Here is a 17546-nt window from a genome sequence, read left to right on the forward strand (position 1 = left end):
GAAGTTCCAAAAGCGGTAAGAAATCAAGTAAAATCTTAACGAATGTGACATTCAGCGCTCTATTGCCCAATCTTGGTCAACTGTTCGCCGCAGCATGAACACAAAATTGCCACAATCTCCACCTGTGATAGAACCGCCCATCTGACATGCTGATACCAGTGCTGGAACGTCTGTGGACGATTCGTTCAACTGTTTGACAAAGGGTTTACAGCGCCTCGCCCTTTTCCAGCAACTCATCCAGCAACTCGCGATAAATCTCGTTGCTGTCGCCGCCCCCAAAACTCAGCGCGCCACCGGAATATGTCTGACCATACGTGCGTGCGACGTTGATGGTTTGGATAAAAGCCGACAGTAACTGATCCTTCTCAAGTGAGCTGAGCGGATGGATGAACACGCCCCACAACCTGCCCTGCGCCACGGCATAGCGGGCGTCCAGCGCAGTATCGAAATTGGCCTGCATCAGCCGCATCAATTCATCCGCCGCAAGACCTTCGGCCGAGCGGATGGGCACCATGGCGCGCATCCGGTTGGCACCGGGGTCGGCGATGACGACAATCGGAATGTCATCAATGATGAACTGGATGGCATTGCCGGCGGCTTGCGCTTCGGGATCGATGGCGCGGATGATTTCGGCCATGCGCACCATTGTCATCGGCGGTTCGAGCGCGTCCGGGGTCTCGTTTTCCTGAGCGGTGGCGAGGGTTGCGCAGGACAAAAAAGCCGCGGTCGACGCCAAGATGCGTAAAAATCGCAGGGGCATGGGCAAAACCTTTCGTAAGACACCGAAAGGCTAGGCCAACCCGCTTGCAAAATCCACGCACCCTTTGGTGATCAATCCGCGATCACCCGAAGCAATTGCCTCAGACGGCAGCCTTAAGCACGTCCACCAGATCGGTGCGCTCCCAGCTGAACCCGCCATCTGCATCGGGGGTGCGGCCAAAGTGGCCATATGCCGCCGTACGCTGGTAGACTGGCCGGTTCAGTGACAAATGCTCGCGAATGCCGCGCGGTGTGAGGTCCATGACCTGGGCCACGGCTTGCTCAATTGCGGCATTTTCGACTTCAGCGGTGCCGAATGTGTCGCAATAGATAGACAGCGGCTTGGACACGCCGATGGCATAGCTGAGCTGGATCGTGCATTTGTCGGCCAGCCCGGCAGCGACAACATTCTTTGCCAGATAACGCGCCGCATAGGCGGCAGAACGATCAACCTTGGTCGGGTCCTTGCCCGAGAACGCGCCGCCGCCATGCGGGGCAGCACCACCATAGGTGTCGACGATGATCTTGCGGCCTGTCAGACCTGCATCACCGTCAGGGCCGCCGATGACGAACTTGCCCGTCGGGTTCACGTGCCATTCTGTCTCGTCGGTCAACCAGCCATCGGGCAGGACTTCGGCAATGTAGGGCGAGACGATATCGCGGATATCATCGCTGGTCAGGTTTTCATCAAGGTGCTGAGTGGACAGAACCAGAGACGAAACGCCCACAGGTTTGCCATCGCGGTAGATCACGGAAAGCTGGGATTTCGCATCCGGGCCAAGGGTCGGTTCCGTGCCGTCCTTGCGCACCTCCGCAAGGCGGCGCAGGATCGCGTGTGCATAGTGGATCGGGGCTGGCATGAGCTCGGGCGTCTCATTTGTGGCAAAGCCAAACATGATGCCCTGATCACCGGCACCTTCGTCTTTGTTGTCCGCAGCATCCACACCCTGCGCGATATGGGCGGACTGTTCGTGCAACAGGTTGGTGATTTCGCAGGTCTTCCAGTGAAACTTGTCCTGCTCGTACCCGATGTCCTTGATACAGGCGCGCGCGATCTCGTCGATCTTGCCCATATAGTCCTTCAGCTTGTCCTGATCGCTCAGTCCCACTTCACCGCCGATGACGACGCGGTCCGTCGTGGCAAAGGTTTCGCACGCCACGCGGGCTTCGGGCTCTTCTGCCAGAAAGGCGTCCAGAACGGCATCGGAAATGCGGTCACAGACCTTGTCAGGGTGACCCTCGGAAACGGATTCCGACGTGAAGGTATAGTTCTTGCGGGACATAAACGCTCCATTCAAAAGTGCATCCGCCACGTCAGGAAGCCGTTGTGGCGGGATTGGACGCCCTTACGCGCCCGGCTTACGCTCGTCAATGCCCAACGCCCGACGTGCGCGCGCGCGCCGCAACACTGTGACCATCAGGCCCAAAAGCAGCGCCAATGCCCAGGGAACATCCCCGGTCCGTGCATAAAGGGTCACTGCCCCTGGCGCGGGCAGCGCGGCATCAAGGTAGCCTGCAACGTTCAGCCCCAGCGACGCGGTCACGCGACCTTTGGGATCGATCACCGCAGATATTCCGGTATTGGCCGCGCGCACCATCGGCAGCCCTTGTTCGATCGCGCGCATGCGCGCCTGCGCAAAATGCTGTTGCGGCCCGGAGCGCACGCCGAACCACGCGTCATTGGTCAATTGCATGAGGAAGGCAGGACGTTCCGGCGCGCGCCCGACGTCGTGGGCAAAAACGGCCTCATAGCAAATCAGAGGCAACGCCGTGCCCATCGCCCCGAAATCCAGCAATTGTGGTCCCGGCCCGGCTGCATATCCACCCTCTGCCCGTTCGGCGAGGCCACCCACATTGATGTGACGAAACAGCCATTCCGCAGGCATGTATTCGCCAAATGGCACAAGGTGATGTTTGTCATAGGTCTGAACGATCTGGCCTGCCTCATCGAGCACGATCAGACTGTTAAAGTAATCTTCATCCTCGCGGCGCTGAATGCCAAGCACCACAGGCACACCGCGCGCGGCCTCACCGATCACGTCAAAGACGACCTGCGCGTTTTCCGCCAGATAGGGCAGTGCCGTTTCGGGCCAGATGATCAGATCAGGCGTGCCTGCAGCGGCGGTAAAATCGATCTGCCGATTGACAAAGGTCGGGATATTCTCCGGATCCCACTTTTCGTCCTGCGGCGCGTTGGGCTGTATCAGGCGAACGGTGTGCCCGCTGTCAGACACCGGGCGATCCGCGACAGGAACAAAACCGACGGCGGCGATGATGATCACTGGCACGGCCCACACCGCTTTGCCCCTGGGCACGGACATGGCAGCGGCGATAAGCGCCATTAGTATTAATGTCAGCCCGTGTGGTCCCAACCAGGCAAGCCCCTGCCCCGCCCAGACATCGATCAGTGCCTGAACCGGGGTTGCCCACGGAAAGCCTGTAAAGATGTAGGCGCGCAGCATCTCGGCGCTGGTCCATGTCAGGGCAATAATCCACGCTTGTCCCCCCGCCCACTGCGCCAGCGCCAAGGCCCCGGCCCAAAAGCTGCCCAGCAACAGCGCGAGCAAGATCAGCGCGAACGGAGCCATCCAGCCCGTGGTTGCAGCATCGACCTGAAAAGGTTCGGTGATCCACGTGAGGGTCAGCGCGAAGTATCCAGCGCCAAGCGCCCATCCGCGCAACAGGGCTTGGCGCACCGTGGATGCGGTCCCAAGCAGAACAAATCCGGCGACCAGTGGTACAAAGATTACAGGGCCAATCGCAAATGGATCGTGGGCCAGCGCACCGGCACCCCCCAATGCGAGGGCCAGCAACATCAACGCCCATCGCGGAAGGGCCGCGATCCGGGCCGTCAACAGGATCATTCCGCGGCGTCCCGCCCCTGAAGTCGCACGCGCAGCCGCTTGATCCGGCGCGGATCGGCGTCGATCACTTCGAATTCCGGCCCGTCGGGGTGCTGCACAACCTCGCCGCGTCCCGGCACCCGTCCGGCCAGCATGAACACAAGGCCGCCAAGCGTGTCGATTTCCTCTTCGTCCACATCATCATGGGTGGTCAGGGATATGCCGACTTCTTTCTCGAAATCTTCCAGCGGTGTCTTGGCCAGCGCCATGAAGCATCCGGATTTTTCGCGGGTGAACATGACGTCATCATCAACATCATGTTCATCTTCGATCTCGCCAATGACCTGTTCGATCAGGTCCTCGATCGTGACCAGACCGTCCACGCCGCCATATTCATCGATGACAAGGGCCATGTGCCGCCGTTCCGTCTGCATCTTGGTTAACAGCACACCAATGGTCATGGACGGCGGAACAAACAGCAAGGGGCGCAGACCCGCACGTAGATCGAAACTTTTGCCACCGCCGTTAAAACCGTGGTTCAGCGCAATATCCTTGAGGTGGGCAAAGCCGATGGGAGTGTCCAGCGTACCCTCGAACACCGGCAGGCGCGTCAGCCCGCTTTCCTTGAACACGGCGACCAGTTCATCAAGGCTGACCGTGTCGGGCACCGCTGTGATGTCGGCCATCGGCACGGCCACATCCTCGACCCGCATACGACGCAGATTGATCATGCCATGCCCTTGGGGGCGCGGGCTGCTTGGCGTCTCGTCTTCGGTCGCCTCTTCAGACGGGGTAAGCGCGCCAATTACACGCGCAAAAAAACCACCACTCTGGACAGGTTGATCCTTGTCCTTGTCATTGTCTGACTGCGCGCTCAGCGCAGCGCCAGACGATCCGTCGTTTTCGCCCATTGGCTCCTGTCCAGTTCACGCGGTTCCCGGATTCGGGTTCCTGTCGCTGCCGTCTAATATGGGTCAGGGACCCCCATGATGCCAAGTAGTTTGACTTCAAGTGTTTCCATCCGCGTGGCGTCAAGGTCACGGATATGATCATAGCCCAGCAAGTGTAAAGTTCCGTGTACGATCAGGTGTGTAACATGATCGCGCATCGGCTTGCCCTGTTCGGCGGCTTCGCGCGCACAGGTGTCATAGGCAATGGCGATGTCGCCAAGGCTGATGGTGCCGTCCGGGTCCGGTTCGGGGTGGTGCGGAATACCGCCGTCCGTTTCCGCAGAAAGGTCCGCCTCGGGCCAGCTCAACACGTTGGTGGCGCTTGGTTTGCCGCGAAAATCTGTGTTCAGTATGGTGATGTGAGCATCATCGCAGCCGAGGATCGCAACCTCGATCCGTGCGGGGTCAAGATCAAGCCCGCGCAGCGTCGCCGCGACTGCCTGTTCGGCCAACGCCTCAAGGCCAAAAGCGGCCCAGCGTTCATCATCAAGAATCACTTCAATCATGGCTGCGCATACCGCGCCTTGGACCGAGAGTCAGCCGGTTGAGGCGCATCAATACAGGCACACGGGTGCGTATTGTTTCGACTTCCGCACTTATTCGGGGAAGATTTATCGCGATGGTAGAAAGCTGCCAGAAAATGTGGCGATTTTGAGAATTCAATGTGGCAGCATTAATAAACGTTTGTTAATGATTAACGCGAATTTAGATACCAGAATTGGAGTTCGGTAGTGATGAAAAAACTTATTGCAATGACGGCAACAGCGGTTGTCCTGTCGGGGGCGGCGTATGCGGCACCTGTTGATCTGACGGGTTGGGCCGAAAACGGTCGTCCAAACAATGGCGCCGGAACGTGGACTGTTCAGCCAGGCAACGACTCTGTGATCCAGTCGCGCAACGGCAATCCCACGGTTTTCTACGATGCAACCGTCGCAGGTGCCAACGCCCAAGGCAAACAGCTTAGCGGGTCGATCGAAGTCCTCACCGGCGGTGACGATGATTTTATCGGCTTTGTGCTTGGGTATCAGGCGAACGAGATCAACAGCACCAACGCCGATTTTTGGCTGATCGACTGGAAACAGAACGACCAGAACCCGGCCGTTGACGGCCTTGCGCTTAGCCATGTTTCCGGCGATTTGACCGGAACAAGTGGCTCAGGCACAGGCGGTTGGTGGAACCACGCCGCACCGATCAACGAAGTGGCGCGCGGAATCAACCTTGGGTCGACCGGCTGGAACGATCTGCAAGAGTACAACTTTGATCTGACCTTCACCAACAACCTCATCGAGGTTTTTGTCGATGGCGTTCTCGAAATCAGCTATTCGTCGGCAACCCATGGAAGCCTGTTCACCGACGGTGCGTTCGGCTTTTACAACTTCTCGCAGTCGCAAGTTAAGTATGCTGGGATCACAGAAGACACACTGCCCCCCGTGCCACTGCCCGCAGGTCTGCCCCTGCTGCTGGCCGGTCTGGGTGCCTTTGGTCTGATGCGTCGCCGCCAGGCCTGAGCGATCTGAGATCATGACATTGAAACGGACGCCTCTCGGGGCGTCCGTTTTCGTTTGTGCTCAGCCTGCCTCGGTATCGGCCTCGTAGGCCTCGATGATGGCGGCGACCAGCGGGTGACGCACCACATCCTTGGATGTGAAGTAGTTAAAGCTGATCTTGGGCACCGATTTCAGCAACCGCTCCGCATCCCACAATCCCGAAGGCACGCCGCGCGGCAAATCGATCTGCGTGCGATCCCCGGTGATCACCATGCGCGACCCCTCGCCCAGACGGGTCAGGAACATCTTCATCTGCATCGTCGTCGCGTTTTGTGCCTCATCCAGCACCACATAGGCATTCGACAGCGTCCGCCCGCGCATGAAAGCCAGCGGGGCAATCTCGATGGTCTTTTCCTCTTTCAACTTGGCCAGCTGCTTGCCCGGCAGAAAGTCGTTCAGCGCGTCGTAAAGAGGCTGCATATAGGGATCGACCTTTTCCTCCTGCGTGCCGGGCAGAAAGCCGAGGCGCTCTCCCGCCTCAACGGCAGGGCGACACAGGATGATCTTGTCGACATGGCCCTGGATGAACATCGACACGCCCACGGCCACGGCCAGATATGTCTTGCCCGTGCCCGCCGGTCCGATCCCAAAGGCGAGTTCATTGTCAAACAGCGACTGCACATAGGCCTTTTGGGCATCGGTGCGCGGTTCAACCAGCTTTTTGCGGGTCTTGATTTCGATCCGGTTGCCAACAGGCATCTCAAGCTGATCCCCATCGCGCGTGCCGGTGTCCTCTTCGGATCCACCCATGCGCAACTCGCGGTCAACATCTGCCGGGCCCACATCCTTGCCCCCTTCGAGGCGCAGATACAAGGCTTGCAGCACCTCCTTGGCGCGGGACTGCGCGGCCTCTTCGCCCAGCAGCACAAGGACGTTTCCGCGTCGGACAATTTGTATGTCCAGCGCCGTTTCGATGGCTGTCAGGTGCCCGTCATAGGGGCCACATAGATCGATCAACAACCTGTTGTCTGGAAATTCGATAAGAGCTTCGGTCAGGGTGACTGTGCTCAAGTGCAGGCTCCTTTCGGATGAGTCTGTGTGATGGTGCCAAGCCTACGCGCGGGCGACAAGGGATGCGCGCATAAAACAATTAAAAAACCGCGCGAGAAGGTCCCGCGCGGCTCTGTTTGAGGTGAATTTCACCAATGTCAGTGATGCGGCTGTTCGACCGGATGGACCACGTGGCCATGTCCTGCCGTATTGCGCACGGCCACCTGTTCGGTGCGCACATTCGCTGGGCGGCGTGGCACGCGATCCCGAACACCTTGGGTGCCTGAGCGATATGGCCCAAGTACGGTTCCCGGTGCGGCGGCGTCGCTGCACACAGGCAGACCTGACACCGGATCAAGGCGGTTGGACGCACGTGCCTCAACCCCGTCATCAATGTACCACGTCTGGCATCCGTCCGGCGTGATCGCGATGCCTGCATTGTCATTGCGCGATGCGGTGGAATCGACACCCCGGTCCGCTGCGATGGCAATATAGTCGTCCGGGCCGGAATAGGCTTTCAGACCTGTACCTGGTTCTGCACAGGCAGTCACCAGACCTGCGGCCATAGCGAGGGGAATAAATGTTCTGAATGCCATGTTTACCACCTGTAGCAGATTACTTCGACGCGCCGGTTCTTCTTCATCCCGGCTGCCGTTGAGTTGGATGCGCGTGGACGCGTCTCGCCGAACCCGATCTCACGCTCGATGACGGCCCCGACGGAGCGGCCAACATTGGCCACGGCGCGGGCGCGGTGCTCGGACAGGGTTTGGTTGTAGGCGTTGGAGGCACGGCTGTCTGTGTGGCCGTAGACGGCGTATCCAAACACCCCGTTTTGGGCAAACACCTTGCGCAGACGCTCGCGGGCACTGGCGTTCAGGCGCGAGCTGTCCGTGGCAAACATCGTGTCCGCATCACCAACAAAGCATGTGTTCTGACGCACGCAGACCGGCTTGCCCGTCTTGGGATCAAGGCGGTTCACCTGAACCTGTTCGATCCCACCATCGGCCATCCAGTGCATGCACCCATCAGGGTCAATCCAGATCCCCCACTGAATGCGGCCGGACTGTTCGCCCCGCGCTACATTTTGTGCGGACGCACTGTCGCTCAGCATGCCAAGCCCGCAGGCTAGCGCCAATGCGAATTTGAGCATCCCATTTTGTCTAAACATTCACTGACCCCCTTCACCGGCGCGCTCGAATTCATAGGCACGAGCACATCACTGTGTGTTTCTGCGTTCAGGTGTCCCGATATATTGGCAGCACGGCACACCCGCCTCATGGCGCCAAGTGTAGCAAAGAAAACGCGGCTGTGAAGAGAAAACCACCATATATCGTGGCTATGTTCAGGCTTTCAACAAAAACGGGCAGTTAACACCTGATTTTGCGGTTGGGCTCAGGTGTCCACCAACACGCCGGCAAGCGAATTTGTCCCGGCAGAGATGATTCTTACCGGGGCGATATCACCGGCAGACACGTCCGCGTCATCCACGTGGACCGCGTGCAGATACTCGCTTTTTCCGCCCATCTGGCCCGGCAGACGACCGGGTTTTTCAAAAAGAACACGCACCGTGCGGCCGACCATGTTGTCCTGAATGGCGCGTTGCTGTTTCGTGATCAGCGCCTGAAGGCGTTGCAACCGGTCATCCGCCTCGGCGGGATCGACCTGTGCTCGCTCAGCCGCAGGCGTGCCGGGCCGGGTCGAATATTTGAACGAATAGGCATAGCCGTAGTTCACCGCCTCAACCAGATCGAGGGTGGCTTGAAAGTCCGCCTCCGTCTCTTCGGGGAAGCCCACGATAAAGTCGCCGGACATCAAAATATCGGGGCGCGCCGCGCGGATGCGTTCGATCAGGCGCAGATAGCTTTCGGCTGTGTGGCTCCGGTTCATACGCTTGAGGATCTTGTCGCTGCCCGATTGCACGGGCAAATGCAGGTAAGGCATCAGCTTGGAACAGGTGCCATGCGCCTCGATCAGATCGTCACTCATATCGTTGGGGTGTGAGGTGGTGAAACGGATGCGTTCCAGCCCGTCCACCTTGTCCAGATCCCAGATCAATTTGGCCAGCGTATAGTCGGACCCGTCCGCCCCCGCACCGTGATAGGCATTCACGTTCTGGCCCAGCAGAGTGATCTCGCGCACGCCCCGTTCGACCAGATCGCGCGCCTCGCTCAATATGCGGTCGACCGGGCGGCTTACTTCGGCGCCGCGCGTGTAAGGCACCACGCAAAAGGCACAGAACTTGTCGCAGCCTTCCTGCACCGTGAGGAATGCCGTTGGCCCGCGAGCAGCCTTTGGGCGTGATTTCAGCTTCTCGAACTTGTCTTCTTCGGGGAAATCCGTGTCGAGCGCCTTCTCGCCTGCGCGGGTCTTCGCCTCCATCTCGGGCAGGCGGTGATAGCTTTGCGGCCCGACCACCAGATCGACCATCGGCTGACGGCGCATGATCTCGGCCCCTTCGGCCTGCGCGACACAGCCTGCAACACCGATCTTGAGGTCCGGTTTCTCGGCCTTGAGACCCTTAAAGCGCCCAAGCTCGGAATAGACTTTTTCCGCTGCCTTTTCGCGGATGTGGCAGGTGTTCAGCAGGATCATGTCCGCCTCGTCTGCCGACGTCACCTCGACATAGCCCTGCCCGCCCAGCGCCTCGGCCATGCGTTCACTGTCATAGACATTCATCTGGCAGCCATAGGTCTTGATGAAGAGCTTTTTCGGCGTCGTCATGGGGGTATCCGGGTATCAGAAGGGTTGAGAGGGCGATCTAACAGCGCCACCCCTCTCTTGCAATGCACCGCAGATTAACCGAATGAAAGGGAGAAGCCGCGAAGATCACAAACCTGATGCACTTTGACAGCCTGAGCACAATGATCAAGTCGACCGCCGCCGTGCCTCCTCAGGGCCCGTTGGCGCTGGTTCTGGTCGAGGATGAAGTAGAGGTTGCCACCACCCTGCGCCATCATCAGCAGATCGGGTTCAAATCCCTGATCGCCTGCATGCCCGCCGCCTTCAGCCTGCCCCGCGATCTTGAGGATATCGTGATCCGGGTCGATTACGACATGACGGCACCCGCGGCGATGGAGAATGCCGTGAACATGCTGATCACCGCGCTGCCCACGGGGACGTGGATGTATTACTGCTACAACGCCGAATACCTTTTCCATCCTTTCTGCGAGACGCGCACCGTTGGGGAGATGCTGGCCTTTCACTCTGAAGAGCGGCGTGATGCCATGCTTACCTACGTGATCGATCTATATGCCGACGATTTGGCCGAGCATCCCAATGCCGTCACATTGGATCGCGCGCATCTTGACCGCTCGGGTTATTACGCGCTGGCCCGCCCGGATGCGAAGGGGCATCCGAAGGAGCGGCAGTTGGATTTCTTTGGTGGCCTGCGCTGGCGCTATGAGGAACACGTGCCCGCGTCCCGCCGCAAGATCGACCGCATTGCCCTGTTCAAGACCAAGCCGGGGCTGATGCTGCGCGAGGATCACACGTTTTCAGACGAGGAATACAACACCTATGCCTGCAAATGGCACCACAACCTGACCTCGGCGATCTGTTCTTTTCGCACCGCCAAGGCCCTGAAACTGAACCCGGGCAGCACCTTTGATATCGACACCTTCAAATGGCACAATTCGGCCCCGTTCGAGTGGCATTCCCGGCAGTTGCTGGACCTTGGACTGATGGAACCGGGGCAGTGGTTCTGAGGGGTGTCCCAGCGTGGGACAGGCCCCGGCCCACCAAAAATCAATGGGTTACAGAGGCCGGTTCATCACTCGTTAAGGAATGATCCGCCCCGAACCAGCGCGGGAGACGTGAGACAGGGCTCCGTTTTTGCCGATCTGTTGTCACGTCCCGAGTGGCCCGAAGAAAACGAGAACGACACCCGCAAACGGCCTTGGTTTGGGCCAACGCAGGGTTTCGTCAAAACGCGTGCAGCGACGTGACCCGGCGCATGCACATCCGCGACGCCAATCCGTACTGTCGGGCACGCCTGTACCTTAAGCGTCAATCATCCCGTCCGGGTTCGTTCGGATCACTGGAGAACAACGCGATTTTGTTGCCCTGAGGGTCGCGAAGATAGCCCACGTAAAAGTGCGGCCCATATGAGGCGCGAAACCCCGGTTGACCCTCATCAGACCCGCCAGCGGCAAGCGCGGCGGCGTGCAGGTCACGCACCTGCGCCTGGCTGCGCGCCTCGAAGGCGACCATTGCGCCATTCCCGGCAGTGGCGGGGCGACCATCAAAAGTTGGTTTGACGTAGAAATCCGGCAGCATGACGGACTGACCGGGCGCGACGGGCAGAACATAGCTCAGACCCTCCGGCCCCTCCTCTAGCCCGTAATCGAGGGCGGGCAGGAACGCCGAGTAAAACTGTTTCGCGCGTACAATGTCGTCTGCACCAACTGTGACATATGCAATCATGGTCTCGTGGTCCCTTCCGGCCGTCTGGGCCTTGCCGGTGGAGTACTGCAGCATTTCTGATCGACACACAAATGTGCAGGGTCAGGGTGCGTGTCCCGAATGTTTTGATCAAGGCATCATTGCCCGCCTGCTGTCACGACGTATCATGTGTCGTGCGGCCTGATCACAGCCGAAACTGATGGGGTTGTGATCGTGACCAGACAACCGGAACAGTGTGCTCATCCCTGCCAGTATTTCCCAAAATCCCGGTTCCGGACTAGGATGATCGACACCGGTGCCATTGCGGGAGGGGAAGAATGGTCGACACAAGTGATTTCGAAAAGATGGAGCGCGACGGCTGGGGCAGCGCGTCCATTGCCAAAGGCTATGCCGATGGGTTCGAGATGGCCTCACGTCTGGTCGCGCAAAAGCTGGCAGATGCTGTTGATGCAGGGCCGAACACAGAGGTGCTTGATCTGTGCACCGGGCACGGCGTCGTCGCAAAAGAAATGGTCACAAGAGGTGCCAGCGTCACCGGGTTGGATTTTTCGGAGCCCATGATTGCGCTTGCCCGCGCTGGCGTGCCCGATGCCCGATTTGTTCAAGGAGACGCGATGGCGACGGAATTTCCCGACAAGAGTTTTGACGCCGTGACCATCGGCTTTGGTGTGCCGCATTTTCCGGACACGGCCCGAGGATTGGCAGAGGCGGCAAGGGTTCTGAAACCGGGTGGCAAAATCGCATTCTCGATCTGGCACGGAAAGGGATCGGACGGATCGTTTGGCTGGCTTTTCGATGCGGTCGGACGTCTGGCCGATGCATCGATCGCCTTGCCGGAGGGGCCTGATGCCCATGCGCTTGTCGATATGTCCGTTGCCCGGCCAACGGTCGAAGCCGCGGGTTTTGACGATGTCACATTGATCGAAGTTGCGTCCCAATTGTGCGTGCCCAATCCCGAAACGCTGTTTGATGTTTTCGACGGTGGCGCGGTTCGTGCAGCGTCGTTGCTGAGCCGACAACCGGCCGCGCGACGGGATGCCATTCGCGATGATCTGGCCGCGCGCACGCGGGCGGAAGGGGTGAAAGGCGCGCAGGGGTATATCGTCCCTGCACCATCAGTGGTGATTTCTGCCGTGCGGATCTGACATGCTTTGATCCGAGAGAGGCTAAAACGCCCGAAGCGGTGGCCAGCATCGCGCACGCCTTTAGCACAATATCGGAAACCAGTCCTCGCGCAGCCGCTGACCGGCCTGCATCCCGTGCCCGGGAAACGGCGGCGATGTCGGCCCGGGCCGCGTCACATAGCGCGCGTCATCCCCCACCAGCCGCAGTGAGAACGCCCGCCGCCGTGCATCGCTGTGATTGCCGCGTGCGCCGTGCAGGGTGCGGAAATGGAAGGCGACGGCGTCGCCCGGTTCCATCTCGTATTCCACGATGCGCATCCCTTCGGCCTCGGGGTCGGGCACGGGCATGTAATCCCCCTCGAAAAACGCCGTTTCGGAGGCCCAGCGCGTGGGCAGCACATCCTTGGGCCAGAGATGCGAGCCTGCGACACAGCGCAAGGACGCCGCGCGCACCGGATCGAGCGGGGACCAGAAGCTGATCGTGTGTTGCCCTTGCACGAAGTAATAGGGCGCGTCCTGATGCCATGGGGTGGCCATCGAGGTCCCCGGTTCTTTCACCAGCACATGATCGTGGAACATCTGGACGGACTGCGAACCCATCAGGGTCGCCGCAACCTCGGCCACTTGCGGATCGCGCACGACAGGCTGAAATTCGGGGATGCGATCCCAGTTGCAATAGTCGTCAAAGAACAGGCCCGTGTCCCCTGCCCGGTCGTTGGTGGAGGCATAGGGGCCGGGATCAGCCATGTTGCGTGCAATACCGGCGCGCAGGGTTTCGATGTGGTCAGCAAACAGCCCGCGGATCAGGACGACACCGTCCGCTTGATAGGTGGCCGCGTCCTCATCCGTGACGCGCGCCATGGATCAGCCCTTGCGGCGCAGTCGGATCACGACGTCGACCGACGCAATCTCGGCCCCGGCGGGCGCATCGGGCAGTTGCGCGATCACCAGCTGGTCTGACGGTGCATCCGTCAGCTTGGCCTCGTCTTCCCAGAAGAAATGGGGGTGGTCATGGGTGTTGGTGTCAAAGTAGCTTTTGGAGCCGTCCACCATGACTTCCTGCATCAGCCCGGCGTCGCAAAACGCGCGCAGGGTGTTGTAGACCGTGGCCAAGGACACGCCATCGCCTTGGGCCTTGGCCGCCTCGAACAGGCTTTCTGCGGTCACGTGGCGGTGCTGGCCATCGCCGATCAAGAGCGCGGCAAGCGTCACGCGCTGGCGCGTGGGGCGCAAACCTGCCCCTGCCAGCCATGTGGTTCCGACCTCGTTCCGATCCTGTAGCATTGCTATCCTCACCTGTTCCCTCATGCATATAAAGGTTCAAGCCGGTGCAATTCAATTGCAAATCAGGTCAGGCGCATTATGCCACGCGCCGCTCTGTTCCATTTTTGTCATGCTGCGGGAGGGCCATGGCCCCTTTGGGCGCGCCGCCACACGCCCTTGCACATATTGTCCGCGCGATGCTAGACGAAACCGAACCCGGCCCGCCGGACAGTTGCGTGAAGACATGAGGCCGAGGATGGCAGACTACCCTACAAGCTTTGACAAAGAGGGCTTGCTGAAATGCGCGCGCGGAGAGCTGTTTGGCCCCGGAAACGCGCAACTGCCTGCCCCCCCGATGCTGATGATGGACCGCATCACCGACGTGTCAGGCGATGGTGGTGCCCATGGCAAGGGCCACATCACGGCGGAATTCGATATCACCCCGGATCTGTGGTTCTTTGAGTGCCATTTCCCAGGCAACCCGATCATGCCCGGCTGTCTGGGTCTTGATGGTCTTTGGCAGCTGACCGGTTTCAACCTTGGCTGGCGCGGCTGGCAGGGGCGCGGCTATGCCTTGGGTGTGGGCGAGGTCAAGCTGAAGGGCATGGTGCGACCGGACCGCAAAATGCTGACCTACAAGATCGATTTCACCAAGGCGATCCAGACCCGCCGCCTGACCATGGGTGTTGCCGATGGCATCGTCGAAGCGGATGGCGAAGTGATCTATGAGGTCAAGGACATGAAAGTCGCGCTGAGCAAAAGCTGAGCCGGGCCGCACGTCCATTGGTGCGCATGTATTACCAGCTTGCATTGCTGCCGCGCGTGTCCACATGCACAAAGCTCTGATAGCGCCCGATCCCGCCTAGGAACAGCCCGCCGTTTCGCATTGAAACGACCCGCCCGTGCCATTGGGAGGCCTTCTGCCCGTTGGAAATCTTGATGTCTGCGGCGCGGAATTCCATGTGCTGGCTGGCCGACACGCCGCCGATACAGGTATTGTAGGCAGGTGCGCGGTACATGTTGGTGATCACCACGGGCGTGCCAAAACTGATCCGGATGGCCTGAAGCACGCGGGCCAGCTCAATCGCGTTTTCCCATTTGTCGCGCGGCGGGTCCGTATTCAGACCACCGCACGGTCCGGTGCCACCATGCGCCCCGCCTTTGCTCAGAAACTCCTCGATGCTGAAATTCGGCGCGATCGGCGCGATGCGCTGGTCAAAGAACCCCCGGAAATCGTCGGGGGCGACAAGGGCCACCGCAGGTTTGGTCGGTGGGTCGGCCAGGTGCGGAATATCGGTTTCGTTTTCATCGACAGCGGCGAAAAAGCCCCAGTAGCCAAGGTCGTAATTGGCCCCGTGCACCCGTCCGCGCCCGTCGGCAAAGGTAAAGCGGCGCGATTTGACGTCTTCGCGAAAGCGGTCGGACTTGATCTGCTCGGTGAGCTTGCCGGCCAACACTTCGCGCAAAGCCCCCTCGTCCATGTCGGGCTTGGCGGCGCGGGCGGCCTCGACCGCCTTCAGCGTTGTTTCGGACGCGCCACCCTGCTGGATCGCGGCGTCAAACAGCATCCCGAAGCTGAGCGGTTCCTGCAAACCCAGCCGTTCGGCCTGTGGCACTGCCATTGTCTCCCAGAATGCCGCGCGGCTGTGTGCAAGCTGCGCCATCTGGCAGGCGCGGCGACTGCCCAGATCGTCAAACTGGCGCGACCATTCCACCGTCATGCGCTTGTTGCTGTCCAGAAGGTTGGCGCGCGCCCATGCGATCTGATCGTCACGCGATTTGCCCAGCATGTCCTTGATGCTGGCCGCGCGCTGCGCCCCGAACACGTCTGCCAGCGTTCCGGGGCTCGCGGCCTCGGTCCGTTCCAGCACGGCTTGCAGGTGCCCGTATTTGAGCGTGTAGCCGTGATAGCCCCATGTCGCGATGGCCCCGTCGAAATCGCCTGCGGCCTGGGTGAACCCGTGCCCCTCGAAGGCGGCGGTCGCCTGCGCGCACAGATCGAACAGTTCGGGCTGGGGCAGTCCGGTCAGTTCATCCCAGTCGTTGCGCGTCAGGATCGCGAGCGCGCCATCGCGCCCCGTGGCCGTGCGCCACGCCCTGAGGGCCGCCTCGGTATCGGTGCCAAAGAACATGTCGGCACCTTTTGAATCGAACCCTTTGGCCAGCAGCGCCAGTTGAACGTCCCGCACCAGATGGCCATAAACCACGCGGTGATGTTGGGTGCGCCGCATGATGACGGGATCGTCGCTGACCGGGTTCACCACGGCAGGCGGGGCCGGATCGATTGGGGCGGCCACCACTGCCGGTTCATCGGTGATCTCGCGCAGAACAAGTTCGGCGGCGGCAATCGCATCCTCGGCGCTGTCCTTGATGCCTTGCAGGACATTTTGCAGCACGTTGTTGGCGGCTGCCACGGCGGCATCTGCCACTTTCTGTGCTTGGGCCGTGATCTCTGTGGCGGCCAGTCCGGCGCGCGCCTTGTTCAGTTTCTTGATTTCAAACCTGAGTTTCTTCACCCGGTCCTTTTTCTCATCGAGGGACAGTTGCGTACTGTCCTTGATGTCCTGGATCTTGGATTCAATCTCTTTAACCTTGGCGACAAGCTGGGCTTCGGTCGTGGCCATCAAATACCCTTTCTTAAATCACGTGTCAGTTCTCAATAGCGGTCCGTTTAATCATTTCGGCGCGGGCGCGCAGATCGCCCGCAATCACGGCCGTTTCCACAAGGCGGCTTGAGGCAGATTGCGGCGCGTCAATCGCGTTCATCGTCTGTTGCAACAACCCGCGTGACTGCTGGATCATGTAAAGCCAGCTTGCCAGCATCTCGCGTTCCGTCTTGATCCGGTTGCGGATCTCTGCGGCCTGCGCCCCGCTGGCAAAGTCGAGGTCGGCAAAATCGTCCTGCGTGAGCAGATCAAAGGCGATGTCGGATTTCGACACCAGGAGGTCGAGCAGTTTGACAAGTTCGGTGCCCGAGCGGCGCATTTCAGTGCGAAACGCCTCGCGCGATCCGGCCCCTTCGAGTACCGAAAACAGTTCCCTGATCACCCGGACGGATTTGGAAATGTCGGCAAAGTCCGATCCGAGGTTTTCTGCATTCGGGTCGGCAAAGCCGAGGCCTGCATCCCGGATCGACTGGCTTTCGTCCCGCAGCACGATCAATGCGCGCCCGGCGGCATAGCGGCTGAGGATGTCGTTGAATTGCAGGACCGAGTTGATTGCAAACCGGGTCGCAGCCACAAAAGGCGGGTCTGCATCCGGGGCGAAAATCGCGATATTGGCCGGGTCAAAGTCCGAGGACACGCCTTGCGCTGCGGGTCCGTCGATCAGGTCGATCTCTGCCGCCCGTTCGGCTGCCGAGATTTCAGTCAGAATGGCATCCGATGCCTCATAGACCGAATTGAACGCTGCCGTGTAGGTCTGGAATTCGCGGACACCGGCGGTGGTTCCGCAGCCTGCCACCAAAGCGGTGACCGCGCACAATAAACGCCAAGTCATCGGTCATGGCCCCTGAAAGAAATCAATAAATTCTTGTTCAAGTTGCACAGAGTTTTGTTTTCTTGTCAAATATCGGTGCGTGTCACAGCCGATGATTTCGAAGGTGTTGCCCTTGGGTCAACCTGCGCCCGTTGGCCCGGTTTCCGCGCGCCACCGTATGGGTCAACTGCG

Annotated in this window: 18 protein-coding genes and 1 riboswitch; of the genes, 4 read left to right on the forward strand and 14 right to left on the reverse strand. The window is 59.9% G+C overall.

Features of this window, described 5'->3' with window-relative positions; translation table 11 throughout:
* Positions 1-205 precede the first annotated feature (205 nt).
* The 5 genes from ACERZ8_RS00095 to ybeY all read right to left on the reverse strand — a co-directional run bounded on the left by ACERZ8_RS00095 (position 206) and on the right by ybeY (position 5058).
* Entirely contained in the window at positions 206-736 is a 531-nt protein-coding gene (locus ACERZ8_RS00095; protein ID WP_407590097.1) for a hypothetical protein, read from the reverse strand.
* A 124-nt stretch (positions 737-860) separates the two neighbouring features.
* Positions 861-2042, reverse strand: a complete 1182-nt coding sequence (gene metK, locus ACERZ8_RS00100; protein ID WP_407590098.1) for a methionine adenosyltransferase — start codon at positions 2040-2042, stop codon at positions 861-863.
* 3 nt (positions 2043-2045) lie between these two features.
* Positions 2046-2096: riboswitch (SAM-SAH riboswitch) on the reverse strand.
* A gap of 9 nt (positions 2097-2105) precedes the next feature.
* Positions 2106-3623 (reverse strand): apolipoprotein N-acyltransferase, encoded by a 1518-nt coding sequence (gene lnt, locus ACERZ8_RS00105; protein ID WP_407590099.1) that lies wholly within the window; start codon positions 3621-3623, stop codon positions 2106-2108.
* Entirely contained in the window at positions 3620-4513 is an 894-nt protein-coding gene (locus ACERZ8_RS00110) for a transporter associated domain-containing protein (RefSeq protein WP_407590100.1), read from the reverse strand. The genes lnt and ACERZ8_RS00110 overlap by 4 nt, the downstream gene beginning before the upstream one ends.
* A 53-nt stretch (positions 4514-4566) precedes the next feature.
* Positions 4567-5058 carry an rRNA maturation RNase YbeY gene (gene ybeY / locus ACERZ8_RS00115; protein ID WP_407590101.1) on the reverse strand — a complete coding sequence of 164 codons (492 nt, stop codon included), beginning with the start codon at positions 5056-5058 and terminating at the stop codon, positions 4567-4569.
* A gap of 228 nt (positions 5059-5286) precedes the next feature.
* On the opposite strand from ybeY, the gene ACERZ8_RS00120 reads away from it, so the two are divergent.
* Entirely contained in the window at positions 5287-6060 is a 774-nt protein-coding gene (locus tag ACERZ8_RS00120; protein ID WP_407590102.1) for a VPLPA-CTERM sorting domain-containing protein, read from the forward strand.
* A gap of 60 nt (positions 6061-6120) precedes the next feature.
* On the opposite strand, the gene ACERZ8_RS00125 is transcribed toward ACERZ8_RS00120, so the two are convergent.
* The 4 genes from ACERZ8_RS00125 to miaB form a co-directional block, all read right to left on the reverse strand.
* Positions 6121-7110, reverse strand: coding sequence for a PhoH family protein (locus ACERZ8_RS00125; RefSeq protein WP_407590103.1), 990 nt, complete (start codon positions 7108-7110; stop codon positions 6121-6123).
* 137 nt (positions 7111-7247) lie between these two features.
* A complete protein-coding gene (locus ACERZ8_RS00130; RefSeq protein WP_407590104.1) occupies positions 7248-7685 on the reverse strand; it encodes a hypothetical protein in 438 nt (145 codons plus the stop codon).
* Positions 7686-7687: 2 nt separating this feature from the next.
* Positions 7688-8257 carry an OmpA family protein gene (locus ACERZ8_RS00135; protein WP_407590105.1) on the reverse strand — a complete coding sequence of 190 codons (570 nt, stop codon included), beginning with the start codon at positions 8255-8257 and terminating at the stop codon, positions 7688-7690.
* Positions 8258-8481: 224 nt separating this feature from the next.
* Positions 8482-9810 (reverse strand): tRNA (N6-isopentenyl adenosine(37)-C2)-methylthiotransferase MiaB, encoded by a 1329-nt coding sequence (gene miaB / locus ACERZ8_RS00140; protein WP_407590106.1) that lies wholly within the window; start codon positions 9808-9810, stop codon positions 8482-8484.
* A gap of 116 nt (positions 9811-9926) precedes the next feature.
* On the opposite strand from miaB, the gene ACERZ8_RS00145 reads away from it, so the two are divergent.
* A complete protein-coding gene (locus tag ACERZ8_RS00145; protein WP_407590107.1) occupies positions 9927-10793 on the forward strand; it encodes a hypothetical protein in 867 nt (288 codons plus the stop codon).
* Between the two features lie 301 nt (positions 10794-11094).
* On the opposite strand, the gene ACERZ8_RS00150 is transcribed toward ACERZ8_RS00145, so the two are convergent.
* Positions 11095-11511, reverse strand: a complete 417-nt coding sequence (locus ACERZ8_RS00150) for a VOC family protein (protein WP_407590108.1) — start codon at positions 11509-11511, stop codon at positions 11095-11097.
* Positions 11512-11807: 296 nt separating this feature from the next.
* Here ACERZ8_RS00150 and ACERZ8_RS00155 point away from each other — a divergent pair, with 296 nt between their 5' ends.
* On the forward strand, positions 11808-12635 hold the full coding sequence (locus tag ACERZ8_RS00155; RefSeq protein ID WP_407590109.1) for a methyltransferase domain-containing protein: 828 nt from the start codon (positions 11808-11810) through the stop codon (positions 12633-12635).
* Positions 12636-12695: 60 nt separating this feature from the next.
* Here the strand turns inward: ACERZ8_RS00155 and ACERZ8_RS00160 are convergent, their stop codons facing one another.
* A complete protein-coding gene (locus ACERZ8_RS00160) occupies positions 12696-13475 on the reverse strand; it encodes a phytanoyl-CoA dioxygenase family protein (protein WP_407590110.1) in 780 nt (259 codons plus the stop codon).
* A 3-nt stretch (positions 13476-13478) separates the two neighbouring features.
* Entirely contained in the window at positions 13479-13898 is a 420-nt protein-coding gene (irrA, locus tag ACERZ8_RS00165) for an iron response transcriptional regulator IrrA (protein WP_407590111.1), read from the reverse strand.
* Positions 13899-14133: 235 nt separating this feature from the next.
* On the opposite strand from irrA, the gene fabA reads away from it, so the two are divergent.
* A complete protein-coding gene (fabA, locus tag ACERZ8_RS00170) occupies positions 14134-14643 on the forward strand; it encodes a bifunctional 3-hydroxydecanoyl-ACP dehydratase/trans-2-decenoyl-ACP isomerase (RefSeq protein ID WP_407590112.1) in 510 nt (169 codons plus the stop codon).
* Between the two features lie 31 nt (positions 14644-14674).
* Here the strand turns inward: fabA and ACERZ8_RS00175 are convergent, their stop codons facing one another.
* Complete coding sequence (locus ACERZ8_RS00175; RefSeq protein WP_407590113.1) at positions 14675-16501, reverse strand: D-Ala-D-Ala carboxypeptidase family metallohydrolase; 1827 nt, start codon at positions 16499-16501, stop codon at positions 14675-14677.
* Between the two features lie 25 nt (positions 16502-16526).
* Complete coding sequence (locus tag ACERZ8_RS00180) at positions 16527-17375, reverse strand: hypothetical protein (protein WP_407590114.1); 849 nt, start codon at positions 17373-17375, stop codon at positions 16527-16529.
* Positions 17376-17546: the final 171 nt, after the last annotated feature.

The organism is Tateyamaria armeniaca (assembly GCF_045797845.1).
GTDB classification, from domain to species: Bacteria; Pseudomonadota; Alphaproteobacteria; order Rhodobacterales; family Rhodobacteraceae; genus Tateyamaria; species Tateyamaria armeniaca.

Excerpts from the sequence above, each read along its gene's own strand:
- metK (WP_407590098.1), bottom strand. The coding sequence starts at position 2,042 with ATGTCCCGCAAGAACTATACCTTCACGTCGGAATCCGTTTCCGAGGGT.
- lnt (WP_407590099.1), bottom strand. The coding sequence starts at position 3,623 with ATGATCCTGTTGACGGCCCGGATCGCGGCCCTTCCGCGATGGGCGTTG.
- ACERZ8_RS00110 (WP_407590100.1), bottom strand. The coding sequence starts at position 4,513 with ATGGGCGAAAACGACGGATCGTCTGGCGCTGCGCTGAGCGCGCAGTCA.
- ybeY (WP_407590101.1), bottom strand. The coding sequence starts at position 5,058 with ATGATTGAAGTGATTCTTGATGATGAACGCTGGGCCGCTTTTGGCCTT.
- ACERZ8_RS00120 (WP_407590102.1), top strand. The coding sequence starts at position 5,287 with ATGAAAAAACTTATTGCAATGACGGCAACAGCGGTTGTCCTGTCGGGG.
- ACERZ8_RS00130 (WP_407590104.1), bottom strand. The coding sequence starts at position 7,685 with ATGGCATTCAGAACATTTATTCCCCTCGCTATGGCCGCAGGTCTGGTG.
- ACERZ8_RS00135 (WP_407590105.1), bottom strand. The coding sequence starts at position 8,257 with ATGTTTAGACAAAATGGGATGCTCAAATTCGCATTGGCGCTAGCCTGC.
- miaB (WP_407590106.1), bottom strand. The coding sequence starts at position 9,810 with ATGACGACGCCGAAAAAGCTCTTCATCAAGACCTATGGCTGCCAGATG.
- ACERZ8_RS00145 (WP_407590107.1), top strand. The coding sequence starts at position 9,927 with ATGCACTTTGACAGCCTGAGCACAATGATCAAGTCGACCGCCGCCGTG.
- ACERZ8_RS00150 (WP_407590108.1), bottom strand. The coding sequence starts at position 11,511 with ATGATTGCATATGTCACAGTTGGTGCAGACGACATTGTACGCGCGAAA.
- ACERZ8_RS00155 (WP_407590109.1), top strand. The coding sequence starts at position 11,808 with ATGGTCGACACAAGTGATTTCGAAAAGATGGAGCGCGACGGCTGGGGC.
- ACERZ8_RS00160 (WP_407590110.1), bottom strand. The coding sequence starts at position 13,475 with ATGGCGCGCGTCACGGATGAGGACGCGGCCACCTATCAAGCGGACGGT.
- irrA (WP_407590111.1), bottom strand. The coding sequence starts at position 13,898 with ATGCTACAGGATCGGAACGAGGTCGGAACCACATGGCTGGCAGGGGCA.
- fabA (WP_407590112.1), top strand. The coding sequence starts at position 14,134 with ATGGCAGACTACCCTACAAGCTTTGACAAAGAGGGCTTGCTGAAATGC.
- ACERZ8_RS00175 (WP_407590113.1), bottom strand. The coding sequence starts at position 16,501 with ATGGCCACGACCGAAGCCCAGCTTGTCGCCAAGGTTAAAGAGATTGAA.
- ACERZ8_RS00180 (WP_407590114.1), bottom strand. The coding sequence starts at position 17,375 with ATGACTTGGCGTTTATTGTGCGCGGTCACCGCTTTGGTGGCAGGCTGC.